The organism is Streptomyces sp. NPDC055254, from assembly GCF_053606025.1.
Genome location: NZ_JBSGQV010000012.1, coordinates 38,346 through 52,087 on the forward strand (window position 1 = coordinate 38,346; position 13,742 = coordinate 52,087).

General features: G+C 72.8%; 13 protein-coding genes. 5 read left to right on the forward strand and 8 right to left on the reverse strand.

Translation table 11 applies throughout. From position 1 onward, the window contains the following. Positions 1 to 52 precede the first annotated feature (52 nt). Complete coding sequence (locus ACWFQ8_RS14880; protein ID WP_453786725.1) at positions 53 to 979, forward strand: cyclase family protein; 927 nt, start codon at positions 53 to 55, stop codon at positions 977 to 979. Between the two features lie 22 nt (positions 980 to 1,001). Then, positions 1,002 to 1,910, forward strand: coding sequence for a hypothetical protein (locus ACWFQ8_RS14885; protein ID WP_453786621.1), 909 nt, complete (start codon positions 1,002 to 1,004; stop codon positions 1,908 to 1,910). 156 nt (positions 1,911 to 2,066) lie between these two features. Here ACWFQ8_RS14885 and ACWFQ8_RS14890 read toward each other — a convergent pair whose 3' ends face one another. The 4 genes from ACWFQ8_RS14890 to ACWFQ8_RS14905 all read right to left on the reverse strand — a co-directional run bounded on the left by ACWFQ8_RS14890 (position 2,067) and on the right by ACWFQ8_RS14905 (position 6,219). After that, complete coding sequence (locus tag ACWFQ8_RS14890) at positions 2,067 to 2,531, reverse strand: ATP-binding protein (protein ID WP_453786622.1); 465 nt, start codon at positions 2,529 to 2,531, stop codon at positions 2,067 to 2,069. A 352-nt stretch (positions 2,532 to 2,883) separates the two neighbouring features. After that, positions 2,884 to 3,825 carry an acyl-CoA dehydrogenase family protein gene (locus ACWFQ8_RS14895; RefSeq protein ID WP_453786623.1) on the reverse strand — a complete coding sequence of 314 codons (942 nt, stop codon included), beginning with the start codon at positions 3,823 to 3,825 and terminating at the stop codon, positions 2,884 to 2,886. 4 nt (positions 3,826 to 3,829) lie between these two features. Continuing rightward, complete coding sequence (locus tag ACWFQ8_RS14900) at positions 3,830 to 4,993, reverse strand: acyl-CoA dehydrogenase family protein (protein WP_453786624.1); 1,164 nt, start codon at positions 4,991 to 4,993, stop codon at positions 3,830 to 3,832. Further along, positions 4,984 to 6,219: an amidohydrolase family protein gene (locus ACWFQ8_RS14905; RefSeq protein WP_453786625.1), complete on the reverse strand. Its 1,236-nt coding sequence runs from the start codon at positions 6,217 to 6,219 to the stop codon at positions 4,984 to 4,986. Before ACWFQ8_RS14905 ends, ACWFQ8_RS14900 begins: the two co-directional genes overlap by 10 nt. Before the next feature lie 136 nt (positions 6,220 to 6,355). Here ACWFQ8_RS14905 and ACWFQ8_RS14910 point away from each other — a divergent pair, with 136 nt between their 5' ends. Further along, a complete protein-coding gene (locus tag ACWFQ8_RS14910; RefSeq protein ID WP_453786626.1) occupies positions 6,356 to 7,942 on the forward strand; it encodes a class I adenylate-forming enzyme family protein in 1,587 nt (528 codons plus the stop codon). 200 nt (positions 7,943 to 8,142) lie between these two features. Here the strand turns inward: ACWFQ8_RS14910 and ACWFQ8_RS14915 are convergent, their stop codons facing one another. Both ACWFQ8_RS14915 and ACWFQ8_RS14920 read right to left on the reverse strand, forming a co-directional pair. Beyond that, the gene (locus ACWFQ8_RS14915; protein ID WP_453786627.1) at positions 8,143 to 9,408 is read right to left on the reverse strand and encodes a zf-HC2 domain-containing protein; all 1,266 of its coding nucleotides are present in this window, start codon (positions 9,406 to 9,408) and stop codon (positions 8,143 to 8,145) included. Beyond that, positions 9,405 to 9,968: a sigma-70 family RNA polymerase sigma factor gene (locus ACWFQ8_RS14920; protein ID WP_453786628.1), complete on the reverse strand. Its 564-nt coding sequence runs from the start codon at positions 9,966 to 9,968 to the stop codon at positions 9,405 to 9,407. The genes ACWFQ8_RS14915 and ACWFQ8_RS14920 overlap by 4 nt, the downstream gene beginning before the upstream one ends. 300 nt (positions 9,969 to 10,268) lie before the next feature. Between ACWFQ8_RS14920 and ACWFQ8_RS14925 the strand changes: the two genes are divergently transcribed. Further along, positions 10,269 to 10,787, forward strand: a complete 519-nt coding sequence (locus tag ACWFQ8_RS14925; protein WP_453786629.1) for an EF-hand domain-containing protein — start codon at positions 10,269 to 10,271, stop codon at positions 10,785 to 10,787. A 146-nt stretch (positions 10,788 to 10,933) separates the two neighbouring features. Here the strand turns inward: ACWFQ8_RS14925 and purU are convergent, their stop codons facing one another. Further along, positions 10,934 to 11,800: a formyltetrahydrofolate deformylase gene (gene purU, locus ACWFQ8_RS14930; protein WP_453786630.1), complete on the reverse strand. Its 867-nt coding sequence runs from the start codon at positions 11,798 to 11,800 to the stop codon at positions 10,934 to 10,936. A 14-nt stretch (positions 11,801 to 11,814) separates the two neighbouring features. Further along, positions 11,815 to 12,261 carry an SCO4402 family protein gene (locus tag ACWFQ8_RS14935; RefSeq protein ID WP_453786726.1) on the reverse strand — a complete coding sequence of 149 codons (447 nt, stop codon included), beginning with the start codon at positions 12,259 to 12,261 and terminating at the stop codon, positions 11,815 to 11,817. 197 nt (positions 12,262 to 12,458) lie between these two features. On the opposite strand from ACWFQ8_RS14935, the gene ACWFQ8_RS14940 reads away from it, so the two are divergent. Beyond that, positions 12,459 to 13,742, forward strand: coding sequence for an ABC transporter substrate-binding protein (locus ACWFQ8_RS14940; protein WP_453786631.1), 1,284 nt, complete (start codon positions 12,459 to 12,461; stop codon positions 13,740 to 13,742).

Below are 13,742 nucleotides of genomic sequence, written 5' to 3' on the forward strand. Positions count from 1 at the left end.
CGCAGCACAAGCCCCCGTTGCCCTCCGCCTCCACAAGGAGCTGATGAGACCCGTGAGCCTGCCCGCCGAGTTCCACGACATCGCCAAGCGCGTCAACAACTGGGGCCGCTGGGGCGCCGACGACGAGATCGGCACCCTGAACCTCGTCACCGACGAGGTGGTCCGGGCCGCTGCGGCCGAGATCCGCACCGGGCGGCGCGTCCCGCTCGCGCTCCCCCTCAAGGAGGACGGCGTGCAGGCCGGCATGATCCCCGGCCGGATCAACCCGCTGCACACGATGGTGCAGATCAACCAGGAGATCTTCGGTCCGGGCACGGTGGCCTGCAGCGACGACGCCGTGACCATGGGCCTGCAGGCGGGCACCCACTGGGACGCGCTCACGCACGTCTCGCACTCGGGGCGGATCTACAACGGCCGCCCGGCCGCCACCGTCACGGCGCACGGCCGCGCCGAGTTCAGCGGGATCGACAAGGCCGGGCACATCGTCTCGCGCGGCGTCCTGCTGGACGTGGCGCGCGCCAAGGGCCTGGACCGGCTGCCGGGCGGACACGCGGTGACCCCCGAGGACCTGTCCGAGGCCGAGGAGTTCGGCGGGGTGAACGTCCGCGCGGGCGACATCGTGCTGGTGCGCACGGGCCAGATCCAGGTCTACCTGGCGGGCGACAAGCACGGCTACGGCTTCCCCTCCCCCGGGCTGTCCGTCCGCACCCCGCAGTGGTTCCGCGCCCGCGACGTGGCGGCGGTCGCGAACGACACCCTGACCTTCGAGATCTTCCCCCCGGAGATCGAGGACCTGTGGCTGCCGGTGCACGCGCTCGACCTGGTCGAGATGGGCATGCACCAGGGCCAGAACTGGAATCTCGAAAAGTTGTCCACAGCCTGTGCAGAAGAGAACCGGTACGCGTTCCTGCTCTCCGCGATGCCGGAACCCTTCGTCGGCGCGGTCGGCACGCCGGTGGCCCCGGTGGCCGTCCTCTGACCGCCTGGGAGAGCATATCCCCGTGGACATCGCGGAGTTGGTGCTCAAGTACGTGGAGGCCCTGGTGTGGCCGGCGGTCACGCTGCTGCTCGTCTGGGGGTTGCGCTCCCACATCCGGGAGGCCATGGGGCGGATGACCCGGGTGGAGACGCCCGTGGGCTCGCTGGAGTTCGAGGCCGAGGCGGCGGCCGTACGCGACACCCTGACCCGGAATCCGTACGGGGCCGCCGACCCGGCCCGGGACCCGGGCGCCGCGCTGCCCGCGTTCGGGCACCCGCAGCAGCGGCGCCCCGGCACCGCCCACCCGTGGACCCCGCCCCGGACCGACCCCGAGCCCGGACGGAGCACCGGTCCCGAACCGGAGCGGAGCACCGACCCCGGCGGCGGCCCGGAACCCAGTCCCGCCCCCGAACCCGAGCGCAGCCCCACCTTCGATCCGTCGGGCTGGGTGTACGGGCGCCCGCCGGGCGGGGAGGAGGGGACGCAGGACCGCCGGGCGTCGTACCGGCCCGCGCGGCGGCTCGGCCCCTCGCGCGCCCGGCCCGGGGCCGACCACTGGACGGCGCGCTTCGCCGAGGCCCGCCTCACCGCCACCCGCGGCCTCCCGCTGCCCGCCCTGACGCGGGCCTGGACCACGCTGGCCGAACTGTCGGAGCGCACCCTCGCCGACCGGACGGGGGCCAACCGCCCGCCGGCCCCGGCGCCGATGGAGGTCGTCGACGCCCTCGAACGGCTCGGACTGCCCGCCACGATCACGGGGACCCAGCGCAGACTGCACACCCTGTACCTGTGGGCGACCGGCACCGAGCGGGAGGTGGTGGGGGTCGACGCCGCCCTGGACTTCGTGGACGGCTGCGCGCTGGTCGCGGACGCGGTCCGGGCCTGGGGCCGGGAGACGGAACGGGATCGTTCCCCGGTCGGCGGACGATGACCTGCGGGTGGCGGCGTACGCGCATGCGCGCCCCGAGCACGGCACGGCAGCCGCCACCCCACGACCCGCACTCGTCAAGGCAGGCCCTTGGCGTCCCCTCGCGTCGAATCGCTCCACACCAGGGTGATCAATGGGTGACGTACCGTCAACACCTCGTTAGAGGTACACGCGCGGTTCCCGCGTCGGAGTGCGAACATCCGGCGGACTGTCGCAAGCATGGTCCGCCGCCGCCTTCTCGGCGCGGTCGACCTCGCACCAGATGCGTTTGCCCGCCCCTTCGCGCTGCCAGCCCCAGCGGTCCGCCAGGCCGTCCACCAGCTCCAGACCGCGCCCGCCGGTGTCGTCGCCGGCGGCCTGACGGCGGGCCGGCGCCCGGTCGCTCGCGTCGGCCACCTCGACCCGCACGCCCGGCTCCCCGAACAGCATCCGCAGCACGGCCGGACAGCCCGTGTGCACGACCGCGTTCGTCACCAGCTCGGAGATCAGCAGGATCAGCGTCTCGGCGAGCGGCTCGTCGTCCCCTATGCCGGAACCCGCCAGCCGGGACCGGGCCCACCGGCGGGCCCGGCCGACCTCGGCGGGATCCGGTCCTACCTCCAGCTGAACCTGAAGCACCTGCACCGCTCACACCATCCGAACCGGCGGACACTTCGCCTCGCGACAGGGTGGGATCACCCAACGTGATCCCCTTGCCGAGCAGCATGGTTGACGTACAGTCACCACAACAAGCGCTTCGGGCATATTCCCGCGCGAAGGCGTAGGCGTGGTGCATACTGTGCGACGCTCACGCCGCTCAACCGCTCGCATTCGTGGGAGCGTACCGGAGCGACCCCCTGCCGCCGGCTCAGAACGAGGCGGGCGAAGGACACAAACCGATATCAACTCTCCGTAATCGGACATGCGTCCCGCGTTGTCCCTCCCGCATCCTCATGTCACACCGAGCTACGGCCGGGAGCCCTCGCCGCGACGGCGGCTACGAGGCCGGCAGCTCGGCCGCGAGCAGCTCCTCCGCGTCCGCGGCGGTCCACCACTGCTCGGCCCGCACCCAGGCCCGCTTGAGGTGCAGGTGCACGTCCGCCTCCCAGGTGAAACCCATTCCGCCGTGCACCTGGAGGCAGTCCCGCGCGTTGCGCACGGCCGCCTCGTCCGCGAGGAGCTTGGCCGCCGCGACCTCCCCGGCGCCGACGCCGGCACCGGCGCCGTCCGCGACGACTCCCGCACCGGCCGCGGCCTCCGCCGTCACCGCCGCCGCGTAGACCGCCGTACGGGCCACCTCCGCGCGTACCAGCATGTCCGCGCACAGGTGCTTGACCGCCTGGAACGCGCCGATCGGCTGCCCGAACTGCTCCCGCTCGCCCGCGTACCGCACCGCCAGCTCCAGCGTCCGCAGCGCGCTCCCGACCTGAAGGGCGGCCGTCAGCAGCGCCCCGGCCCCGCGGTACGCGGAGCTGTCCCCGGCCGCCGCCACCCGGTGCAGCGGTGTCAGCGGGTCCGCCGAGCGCACCGGCTCGCCCGCCGGGAGCGCCGGGGCGCCCAGTACCGCGTCCGCCTCCCCGAGGTGGGCCACCAGACGCTCCCCGAGGTCGAAGGCCGTCACCACGGCCGTGCCCTGCGCCGCCCCCGGGACCACTCCGGCGGCCAGGTGCGTGGCCACCAGCGGCCCCGGCAGCAGCGCCCGCCCGGCCTCCTCGAAGAGGAGCGCCGCTTCCGGCAGGCCCAGCCCGGCGCCGCCCTCGGCCTCCGGCAGCCGCAGCGCGAAGAACCCCGCCCCGCCGAGCTCCCGCCACAGCCCGCGGTCCACCGCCGCTCCGCCGTCCACCGCCGCGCGCAGCGCCTCGCGCCCGTACCGCCCGGACAGCAGGTCCCGCACGCCCGCCCGCAGGTCGCGCTGCTCCTGGGTCAGCTGGAAGTCCATGCCCTCACCGGCCCTTCGGGAGGCCGAGGATGCGCTCGGCGACGATGTTCCGCTGGATCTGCGAGGTGCCCGCCGCGATGGTGTAAGAGAGCGACGAGAGCCGGTCCGGCACCCATTCCTCCTCCAGCGAGAGCGCACCCGCCCCCAGCACCTCGGCGGCCGTGTCGTACAGCTCCTGGCGCGCGTGCGAGTACGCCAGCTTGAACACGGAGCCGCCGGTGCCGGGGACCCCGCCGGAGCGCTGCGCCTCGCTGACGTTCCACTGCGTGAGCCGCCACAGCGCGCCGAACTCCCCGTACAGCCGCCCCAGCCGGCGCCGCAGCACCGGGTCGTCCCAGCGGCCGTTCGCCCGGGCCGTGCGGGCGAGCTCGCCCAGCGTGCGCCGGCAGGCGACGACCTCGCCGACGAAGGCGGTGCCCCGTTCGAAGGACAGGGTGACCATGGTGACGCGCCAGCCGTCGTTCTCGGCGCCGACCCGGTCGGCGACCGGGACCCGTACCTCGTCCAGGAACACCTGCGCGAACTCGGTGGACCCGGCCAGCGTGCGCAGCGGCCGGACGGTGACCCCGGGGGCGTCCATCCGCATGGCGAGCCAGGTGATCCCCCGGTGCTTGGGGGTGTCGGCGGTGACGGGACTCGTGCGCACCAGCAGTTCGCACCAGTCGGCGACCTCGGCGTGCGAGGTCCAGATCTTCGATCCGGAGATCACGTACGCGTCCCCGTCGCGGACCGCCCGCGTGCGCAGCGAGGCCAGGTCGGAGCCGGCGTCGGGCTCGCTGAAGCCCTGGCACCACACCTCGTCGCCGCGCAGTACCGGCGGCAGCCAGCGGGCCCGCTGCTCCGCGGTGCCCTCGGCGGCGATGGTCGGGCCCGCGTGCAGCAGCCCGACGAAGTTCGCGCCGACGTACGGGGCCCCGGCGCGCTCGGCCTCCTCCAGGAAGATCAGGTGCTGGGTCGGGGTGGCGCCGCGGCCGCCGGCGTCCACCGGCCAGTGCAGTCCCGCGTACCCGGCGTCGTAGAGCCTGCGCTGCCAGCCGAGGTCGTAGGCGCGCCGCCCGGGCCAGTCGTCGGGGGACGGCCGGGGGGGCAGCTCGGGCAGCGTCTTGGCGAGCCATGCGCGCAGGCGGACCCGGAACTCCGTCTCCTGCTCCGTGTAGGTCAGGTCCACTGGCGGGCCGCCGCGCCGTCGAAGCGGGCGTCCTTGTCGAGGTCGAGGCCGAGCATGCGGATGGCGTTGCCGCGCATCAGCTTGTAGACGGTCCCGTCGTCGAGGCCGGCGACGTGGTCGAGGGCGACCTCCTTGGTGTGCGGGAAGGTCGAATCCACGTGCGGGTAGTCGGTCTCGAAGGTGGCGTTGTCGCGGCCGACGACGTCGAGCGAGGCGATCCCGTGCTTGTCGCGGAAGAAGCAGCAGAACATCTGCCGGTAGTAGTACGTGGACGGCGGCTCGGGGATCAGGCCGCGGACCCCGCCCCAGGCGCGGTGCTCCCGCCACACGTCGTCGGCGCGCTCCAAGGCGTAGGGGATCCAGCCCATCTGGCCCTCGCTGTAGGCGAGCTTGAGCGTCGGGAACTTCACCAGGACCCCGCTGAACAGGAAGTCCATCATCGAGGCCATCGCGTTGTTGAAGCTGAGCGAGGCCTGCACGGCGGGCGGGGCGTCGGGGGAGGCTGCGGGCATCTGGGAGCTGGACCCGATGTGCATGTTGACCACCGTGCCCGTCTCCTCGCAGACGGCGAAGAAGGGGTCCCAGTACCCGGAGTGGATCGAGGGGAGTCCGAGGTGGGTCGGGATCTCGGAGAAGGTGACCGCGCGGACGCCGCGGGCGGCGTTGCGCCGGATCTCGACGACGGCGAGGTCGATGTCCCACAACGGGATGATGCACAGCGGGATCAGCCGGCCGCCGCTGTCGCCGCACCACTCCTCGACCATCCAGTCGTTGTAGGCGCGGACGCAGGCGAGCGCCACCTCCTTGTCGTGGGCCTCCGCGAAGGTCTGCCCGCAGAAGCGCGGGAAGGTGGGGAAGCACAGGGAGGCCTCGACGTGGTTGAGGTCCATGTCGAGCAGTCGCGCCTTGGGGTCCCAGCACCCCCGGCGCATCTCCTCGCGCGTGATGCCCTCCAGGGTCATGTCGTCGCGGTCGAAGCCGACGGCGGCGATGTTGCGCTTGTACGGGAACTGCAGGTCCTCGTAGATCCACCAGTCGGTCGGGGGGCCGTCGGGGTCCATGGAGATCACGTACCTGCCGCCCGTGTACTCCAGATCCCCGATGCCCGCGGTGAGTGCCCTGGGGCCCCGGTCGCGGTACTTGGCGGGGAGCCAGACGTCGAAGAGGTGCGCGGGTTCGATCACGTGGTCGTCGACGCTGATGATCCGAGGCAGTTCCTGTTCCATGACCGTCTCCCCAATCTGATGGATCGTCAGAAACAAGCTAGACCCGCCACCCCTGGACCGACAAGCGCCGGAGCCCTACGCTCTGCGCTTGATCTGACTATCCGTCAGCTACAGCGGGGAAGGGGAGGTCCGGGACATGACGGACACCGCGACAGAACTGAGCCGGTCCGCGACCCTGTGGGAACTGATCTCCCGCCGGGCGGCGCTGACCCCGCACGCCACCGTCCTGATCGAGGCCGCCGACGCCCCGGCGGACGACCTCGCGGACGCTCCCGCGGACGGCGACCCGGCCGCCGACCGCCGGCTGACCTTCGGCGAGCTCCGCGACCGCTCCGCACGCGTCGCCGCCGGCCTGTACGCCAGGGGCGTACGCCCCGGCACCGTCGTCGCCTGGCAGCTCCCCACCCGCATCGAGACCGTACTGCTCTCGGTCGCCCTCGCCCGCATCGGCGCCGTCCAGTCCCCCGTCATCCCCTTCTACCGGGACCGCGAGGTCGGCTTCGCCCTCCGGGAGGCGAAGGCCGAGTTCTTCGCCGTCCCCGGCGTCTGGCGGGGCTTCGACTACCCGGCGATGGCCCGCCGGCTCGGCGCGCGCGGCGTATTCGAGGCCTACGCCGACCTCCCCGACGGCGACCCGGCCGTCCTGCCCCCGCCGCCCGCCTCCGGGACCGACGTGCGGTGGATCTACTGGACCTCCGGCACCACCTCCGACCCCAAGGGCGTGCTGCACACCGACCGCTCCCTGATCGCGGGCGGCTCCTGCCTCGCGCACGCCCTGCGCCTGACCCCGGCCGACGTCGGCTCGATGGCCTTCCCCTTCGCGCACATCGCCGGGCCCGACTACACCGTGATGCTGCTGCTGTACGGCTTCCCCGCGGTCCTCTTCGAGAAGTTCGCGATGCCCGACGCCCTGGCCGGCTACCGCCGCCACGGGGTCACCGTGGCCGGCGGCTCGACGGCCTTCTACTCCATGTTCCTGGCCGAGCAGCGCAAGGACCCCGGTACGAAGATCATCCCCACCCTGCGGCTGCTGGCGGGCGGCGGCGCCCCGAAGCCGCCCGAGATCTACCACGCGGTCGTCCGCGAGCTGGGCTGCCGGCTGACCCACGGCTACGGCATGACCGAGGTCCCGATGATCACGATGGGCGCCCCCGACGACACCGACGAGAAGCTCGCGACCACCGAGGGCCGCCCCCCGGCCGGCATGTCCATCCGCATCACGGCTCCCGACGGCACCCCGCTCCCCGCCCGCACCGACGGCGAGGTCCGGCTCCTCGGCGAGGCCGTCTGCCAGGGATACCTGAACCAGGAGCGGACCGCCGAGGTCTTCGACGCCGACGGCTACCTGATCACCGGCGACCTCGGCCACCTCACCGAGGACGGCTACCTGGTCCTCACCGGCCGCAGCAAGGACGTCATCATCCGCAAGGGCGAGAACATCTCCGCGAAGGAGATCGAGGACCTCCTGCACCAGCTGCCCGGCGTCGCCGACGTCGCGGTCATCGGCCTCCCCGACCCCGAGCGCGGCGAACGCGTCTGCGCGGTTGTCGAACAGCCCCCCGGCGCAGCCCCGCTGACCCTGCACGGGCTGACCTCGTACCTCCGCGCCGAGGGCCTCGCCCCGCACAAGCTCCCCGAGCGGCTGGAGGTGCTGGAGTCCCTCCCCCGCAGCGAGGCCCTGCGCAAGGTGCTGAAGTACAAACTCCGCGAACGCTACGCGTGAGCGGGCCCGTTCAGCCGCTCGCCCCACCCCGGCGCACCCGGTCCGCGGTCATGGTCCGGCACCGGGACGACACCACGCATCAGCACACGGGGGCACGGCATGAGCAGGACCGCGCACGAGAACCGACGCCCGGGCCGCACCAGCCGCAACGGCGCCGGCCCGGCCCGATGGCCCCCGCGGCGGGGCCGTCGGCCCGGGCGTCAGAGGCGGCTCAGCGAGGCCGCCGCGAAGAGCACGTCGCGGATCGCCTCCCGGTCGCCGTGCTGGCCCGCGGCCGCCTCCTCCGGGGAGATGTGCCCGGCGGCCAACTGGCAGAACTCCAGGCCGTCCAGCGCGATCTCGGCGACCGTCCGGTCCGGCGAGGGCTTCGCTCCCGGCGAGTCCAGTGCGATGTCCCAGCCGCCGCCGCCCGCGCCCTCGATCTCCAGGTGCAGGGTCCGTCCGGGCGCGCCCGCCGCGACCAGTCCGCGTGCCGGGGCCGCCAGCCCGGCCCGCCTGCGTTCGGCCAGCGCGCCCGGGAGCAGCCGCGCGGCCAGGTCGATCATCCGGTGCAGGTGGGGTGCGGACGGCGGCTCGTAGGGATAGTCCACCGCCTCCGCGATGTCCCAGGCGTGCACCCAGCACTCGAAGGCCCGCTCCAGGAAGGCGTCCCCGAGCGGCAGCGAGAAGCCGCTGTAGTCGACGGCCAGTTCCGCCACGCCCCGGCCGGCGAAGGACACCGTGCGCACCAGCGTGTGGCTCTGCTCCCGCCACGGCTCGCGAACCTGCCGGGTGGTCGGGTACGCCGACGCGTTCCAGAAGTGCTCCGTCCGCGCGGCGGGACCGCCCGGCGGCGCACCCGGCCCCAGCGGGTCGTCGAGTCCGAGCGCGGTGGCCACCAGCCCGTCCACCGTCATCAGATGGCCGATCACGCCCGCGACCGTGGTCCGCCGGGAGGCGGGACGCTCCTCCTCGAACCACTTGAGCCGTACCGAGGTGTGCCACTCCGAGTCCCCGAAGTCCTGGAGCAGCGCGTCGAGCCGGGCCGTCTCGGTGTCGTACGGGTTCGCCCACACCGGCACCGGGATCCGGGCCGGGCGCTTGCCCAGGCAGTCCTCCAGCACGCGCGAGCGCAGCAGCGGCTTGAGGTCGAGGGTCTCCTCGGGATGCAGCAGCCCCACCGCGTCGCGCAGCCGCAGCGCCTCCTCCGCGCAGGGCGCGCACTCGGTGAGGTGGTCCTCCACCGCCTGCGTCTCCTGCGGGGAGCACGCGGCCAGCGCCCACGCGCCGAGAAGCGACTTCAGGACGGCGTGCGAGGGCGGCGGCTCCGGCAGCGGCACCGGTGCGCGGCGCGGGTCGAGGTCGTCGGCGGCCCCGCGCGGACCCGGTATCCGCGCCCGGCCGACGGGTCCCCGGTACGCGCCGTACTCCTCGCTCGCGTCGTTCTCTTCGTATCCGTCGTCGGGTGACTCGGCGGGGCCGTTCATCGCGGACTTCCGTATCCGGGCTGGGCGGCGTCCTCCTGCGGGAGGGCGTTGGCGGTCGACAGCAGCTGGAGCCCGAGCCGCAGCCGGCGGCGCGCCTCGTCCTCGCTGATCCGGAGGTCGGCGGCGGCCTGCCGGTAGTCGCGCCGCTTGAAGTAGGCCAGTTCGAGCGCGGCGCGCAGCGGGGCGGGCATGGACGTGACGATGTAGTCCGCGCGGGCGGCCGCGTTGGCGCTGCGCACCTTCTGCTCCAGCTCCTCGCGCGAGCCGCGGCCCAGTTCGGCCTGGCGCAGCCGGGCCACCGCCTGGCCCTGGGTGATGCGGGCGACCCAGGAGCGCATGGAGCCCTGCTTGGGGTCGTAGGCGTCCGGGTTCTCCCAGATGTACCCGAACACCTCGCGCGTGATCCGGTCCGCGGCCTTCTCGTCGCCCAGCACCCGGTGCGCCAGGCTGTGCACGAGCGAGGCGAAGCGGTCGTACAGCTCTCCGAGCGCGGCGGCCTCGCCGCGGGCGAGGCGCTGCTGCATGCGGCGGTCCCAGCGCGGTGGTACGTCCTTCGGCATATCTGCCCCCAGCCGTGTGTCGACGCATCGAATGTAGTCGGCACTCGGCCCCGCGCGCCCGTTTTGGGGGAAGCGGGCACCGGAGGCGGACCCTGCGTGATACGGAGGTGGCGGTGCGTCAACCCGGGGCGGGGGGCGGCACATGGCACAGGTGTACGCGCCCCACCGCGCTCCCCGTGCGCGGGTTCGATGCGGCCGCCTCCTTGACCACTTCGCTTAACGCGCAGGCCACGTAGGCCTTACGCTCCTGCCTTGTCTGGAATCTGTACCCACCGCACACGTGAAGGCGGAACGCCGAACATGGACAGCTCAGAATACGAGCGCAAGATCGCCGCCCGATTCGCCACCTTCGACCAGGACGGGTCCGGTTATATCGACCGGGAGGACTTCAGCGCGGCCGCGAAGGCCGTCCTGGCCGAATTCGGTACGACGGCCCGGTCGGCCAGGGGCCAGGCCGTCTTCGCGGGCGCCGAGGCGTTCTGGCAGGGGATGGCCGGGATCGCGGACGTCGACGGGGACCAGCGGGTGTCCCGCGAGGAGTTCATCACGGGCGCGGCGAAGCGGCTGCGGGACAGCCCGCAGCGGTTCGCGGAGATCGCCCGGCCGTTCCTGCGGGCTGTGATCGCCGTGGCGGACGAGGACGGCGCCGGCGCGACGCCACCGGCGACGGCACGGGTCCTGCGCGTCCTGGGCACCGCCCCGGACCTGGCCACGCGGGTCGCGGCGGCCCTGGACACCGACGGCGACGGCCGTATCTCGGAGGACGAGATCCTGGCGGCCTTCGCGGCCTACTGCGGCGTGGAAGCCCCCGACGCGTAACGCCTGCGGCGCGCTCGAAGACCCCCGCGCACCGGCTCCGGCAGCAAGATCCAGCCCCGCCGGCGCTTGCGGCGCGGGGTCCGCGGCGGTGCCCCGGCACGGGGGTCCGGGGGCCACCGGCCCCGGACGGCTCGCGGGGTCGCGGGCTACGCGAAGACGACCGTGCGGCGCCCGTTCAGCAGCACGCGGTGCTCGCTGTGCCACTTCACGGCCCGCGCCAGCGCCTGGCACTCCACGTCCCGACCGATCGCCACCAGCTGGTCCGGGGTCACCTCGTGCCCCACCCGCTCGACCTCCTGCTCGATGATCGGCCCCTCGTCCAGGTCGGCCGTCACGTAGTGCGCGGTCGCGCCGATCAGCTTCACGCCCCGCGCGTGCGCCTGGTGGTACGGCTTCGCGCCCTTGAAGCTGGGCAGGAAGGAGTGGTGGATGTTGATGATCCGCCCGCTCAGCGCCTGGCACAGGTCGTCGGACAGCACCTGCATGTACCGCGCCAGGACCACCAGCTCGACGTTCTCGGCGCGCACGAGTTCCAGGAGCTCGGCCTCCGCCGCCGCCTTCGTCTCCTTGGTCACCGGAATGTGCACGAAGGGGATGTCGTACGAGCCGACGAGCTCCGCGAAGTCCGTGTGGTTGGAGACGACGGCCGCGATCTCCACCGGCAGCGCGCCGATGCTCGTGCGGAACAGCAGGTCGTTGAGGCAGTGGCCGAACTTCGACACCATCAGCACGATCCGCATCCGGTCTTCGGAGCGGTGGATCTGCCAGTCCATCTTGAACGATTCGCCGATCGCGGCGAAGCTGGCACGGAGCTTCTCCAGGGTGACGGCCGGTTCGGCCTCGAAGTGCACCCGCATGAAGAAGAGGCCGGTCTCCCGGTCTCCGAACTGCTGGCTGTCCTCGATGTTGCAGCCGGTCATGAAGAGGTAGCTCGACACGGCGTGCACGATGCCCTGCTTGTCGGGGCAGGACATGGTCAGGACGTACTGGGACTGGGGCTGCGGGTCGCTCATGACCGCACAGCCTTTCACACCGCGCGCGTGAGGATGCTCAAGACCTCCAGCGAGCGCGGCCGGACGTCGGGGTCGTCCCCGTCCGCCTCGGCCAGCCGTACGTGCGCCTCGCGGGCGGCGCGCACCGCCTCGGGCCACGCGTGGTGCTCCAGGTAGGCGGAGACGGGCGCGTCCGGGCCGACCTGGTGCAGGATCCGCAGGACGCGCAGGACGGCCAGGTCGACCAGGGCCGCCTCCTGCGAGTCGCGGAAGATGGTGCCGACGTACTTCTCCGCCGACCAGCTGTCGAGCCAGGTGTCCTCGACGAGCCGGTACACGGCGTCGGTGACGTCCCCGTAGCCTTCGGCGCCGGCCAGCCACGTGTCCTCGTGGAAGGCCGGATCGGAGAGCATGTGCAGCGCCGAGCGCACGTTGCTGCGCCAGCGCCACCACGGCATGTCGTTGAGGGGCATGCCGCCCATGGTGGAGGAGCGGCCGCCGCGGCGGGAAGAGTTCTTCGAACCTTGGGCGAATGTCACGCTTTCGATCGTACGTTCCCGTTCCCCGCGATCTTCAGGCGGATGCGCGCGCGTTCGGCACCGGCAATTCACCTGGACGTCACCGAATGTTGTGCACCCCTCACTCTTGAGTTACCTCCGGAGCGGAATGGTGCGTGGACATGACCGAATGGCGACGCGCAGCAGCCCTCTCCCGCACCTTCCTGGCCACGGCGACGGGCGCGTGTCTGCTCGTCGGGTGCGGGGCACTCCCCGGGGGCTCGGGGGGCTCCGGGGGGCCCGGCGGCACCCTCACCGTCATGACCTTCGCGCCCGAGGACACCCAGGCGACCAACATGCCCGGAATGCCCGGCATGGCCAAGGCCTACGAGCGCTGGATCAACTCCAAGGGCGGCCTGGGCGGCCGCAAGCTGCGCGTGCTGACCTGCAACGAGAAGAACACGCCCACCGGCGCAGCCGACTGCTCCCGCAAGGCTGTCGCCGAGAAGGCCGTCGCCGTCGTCGGCTCCTACAGCCAGCACGGACGCGCCTTCATGGCCCCGCTGGAAGCCGAGGGCATCCCCTTCATCGGCGGATACGGGGTCTCCTCCGAGGAATTCCAGTCCACCCTCTCCTACCCCGTCAACGGCGGCCAGCCCGTGCTCCTCGCCGGCGCCGGGCACCAGCTGGGCCGCGCCTGCGGCCAGGTCGCCCTGGTGCGGCCGGACACCCTGGCGGGCGACTCGCTGCCGGTGCTGCTCAACTCCGGCCTGCGGGCCAACCAGATGCCCGACGCCTCCGACATCCGGGCCGCGGAGGACTCGGCCGACTTCGCGCCCCAGGCCCGCGAGGCCCTGACCACGGCCACCGCGGGCAAGGAGAAGGGCTGCGTGGCGGCGGTGCTGGGCGAGCGCACCGAAACCTTCTTCGACGCCTTCCGGCGGGCCGACGCGCAGCGCAGGAAGCCGCAGATCTCCTCGGTGCTGGGGAGCGTCAGTCAGTCCCTGGTGGACCGCACCGGCGGCAAGGAGAGCCCCTTCGAGGGCGCCTACCTCACCAGTTGGTACCCGGTCTCCTCCGATCCCCTCTGGGAGCCGATGCGCAAGGTGATCGCCGACCACGCCTTCGGTGACGACACCGTGGACCCGGACGACAGCGGGGCGCAGACCACCTGGATCGCGTACACGGTGCTGAACCAGATCGTGAGCCGCTTCGAGGAGGGCGAGGAGGTGACCGCGCGCAAGATCTCGCGCCGGCTGAACCAGTCGGAGGCCGTACCGACCGGCGGTCTGACCCCGGACCTGAGCTGGCGCTACCAGGACATGCGCGCGGTGGCCGGCTTCCCCCGCATCGTCAACGGCCGGGTGACCTTCCAGGTCGTGCAGGCCGGCCGGCTGGTCGCCCAGCAGGGCGAGCAGACCATGGACATGACCCGCACGCTCGAACAGGGCCCCCGCGCGGCCTGA

Bases quoted from the DNA above. Each gene is read 5' to 3' on its own strand.
- ACWFQ8_RS14915 (WP_453786627.1), bottom strand. From the start codon at position 9,408: ATGAACGGCCCCGCCGAGTCACCCGACGACGGATACGAAGAGAACGAC.
- ACWFQ8_RS14935 (WP_453786726.1), bottom strand. From the start codon at position 12,261: ATGGGCGGCATGCCCCTCAACGACATGCCGTGGTGGCGCTGGCGCAGC.
- purU (WP_453786630.1), bottom strand. From the start codon at position 11,800: ATGAGCGACCCGCAGCCCCAGTCCCAGTACGTCCTGACCATGTCCTGC.
- ACWFQ8_RS14920 (WP_453786628.1), bottom strand. From the start codon at position 9,968: ATGCCGAAGGACGTACCACCGCGCTGGGACCGCCGCATGCAGCAGCGC.
- ACWFQ8_RS14905 (WP_453786625.1), bottom strand. From the start codon at position 6,219: ATGGAACAGGAACTGCCTCGGATCATCAGCGTCGACGACCACGTGATC.
- ACWFQ8_RS14895 (WP_453786623.1), bottom strand. From the start codon at position 3,825: ATGGACTTCCAGCTGACCCAGGAGCAGCGCGACCTGCGGGCGGGCGTG.
- ACWFQ8_RS14925 (WP_453786629.1), top strand. From the start codon at position 10,269: ATGGACAGCTCAGAATACGAGCGCAAGATCGCCGCCCGATTCGCCACC.
- ACWFQ8_RS14910 (WP_453786626.1), top strand. From the start codon at position 6,356: ATGACGGACACCGCGACAGAACTGAGCCGGTCCGCGACCCTGTGGGAA.
- ACWFQ8_RS14940 (WP_453786631.1), top strand. From the start codon at position 12,459: ATGACCGAATGGCGACGCGCAGCAGCCCTCTCCCGCACCTTCCTGGCC.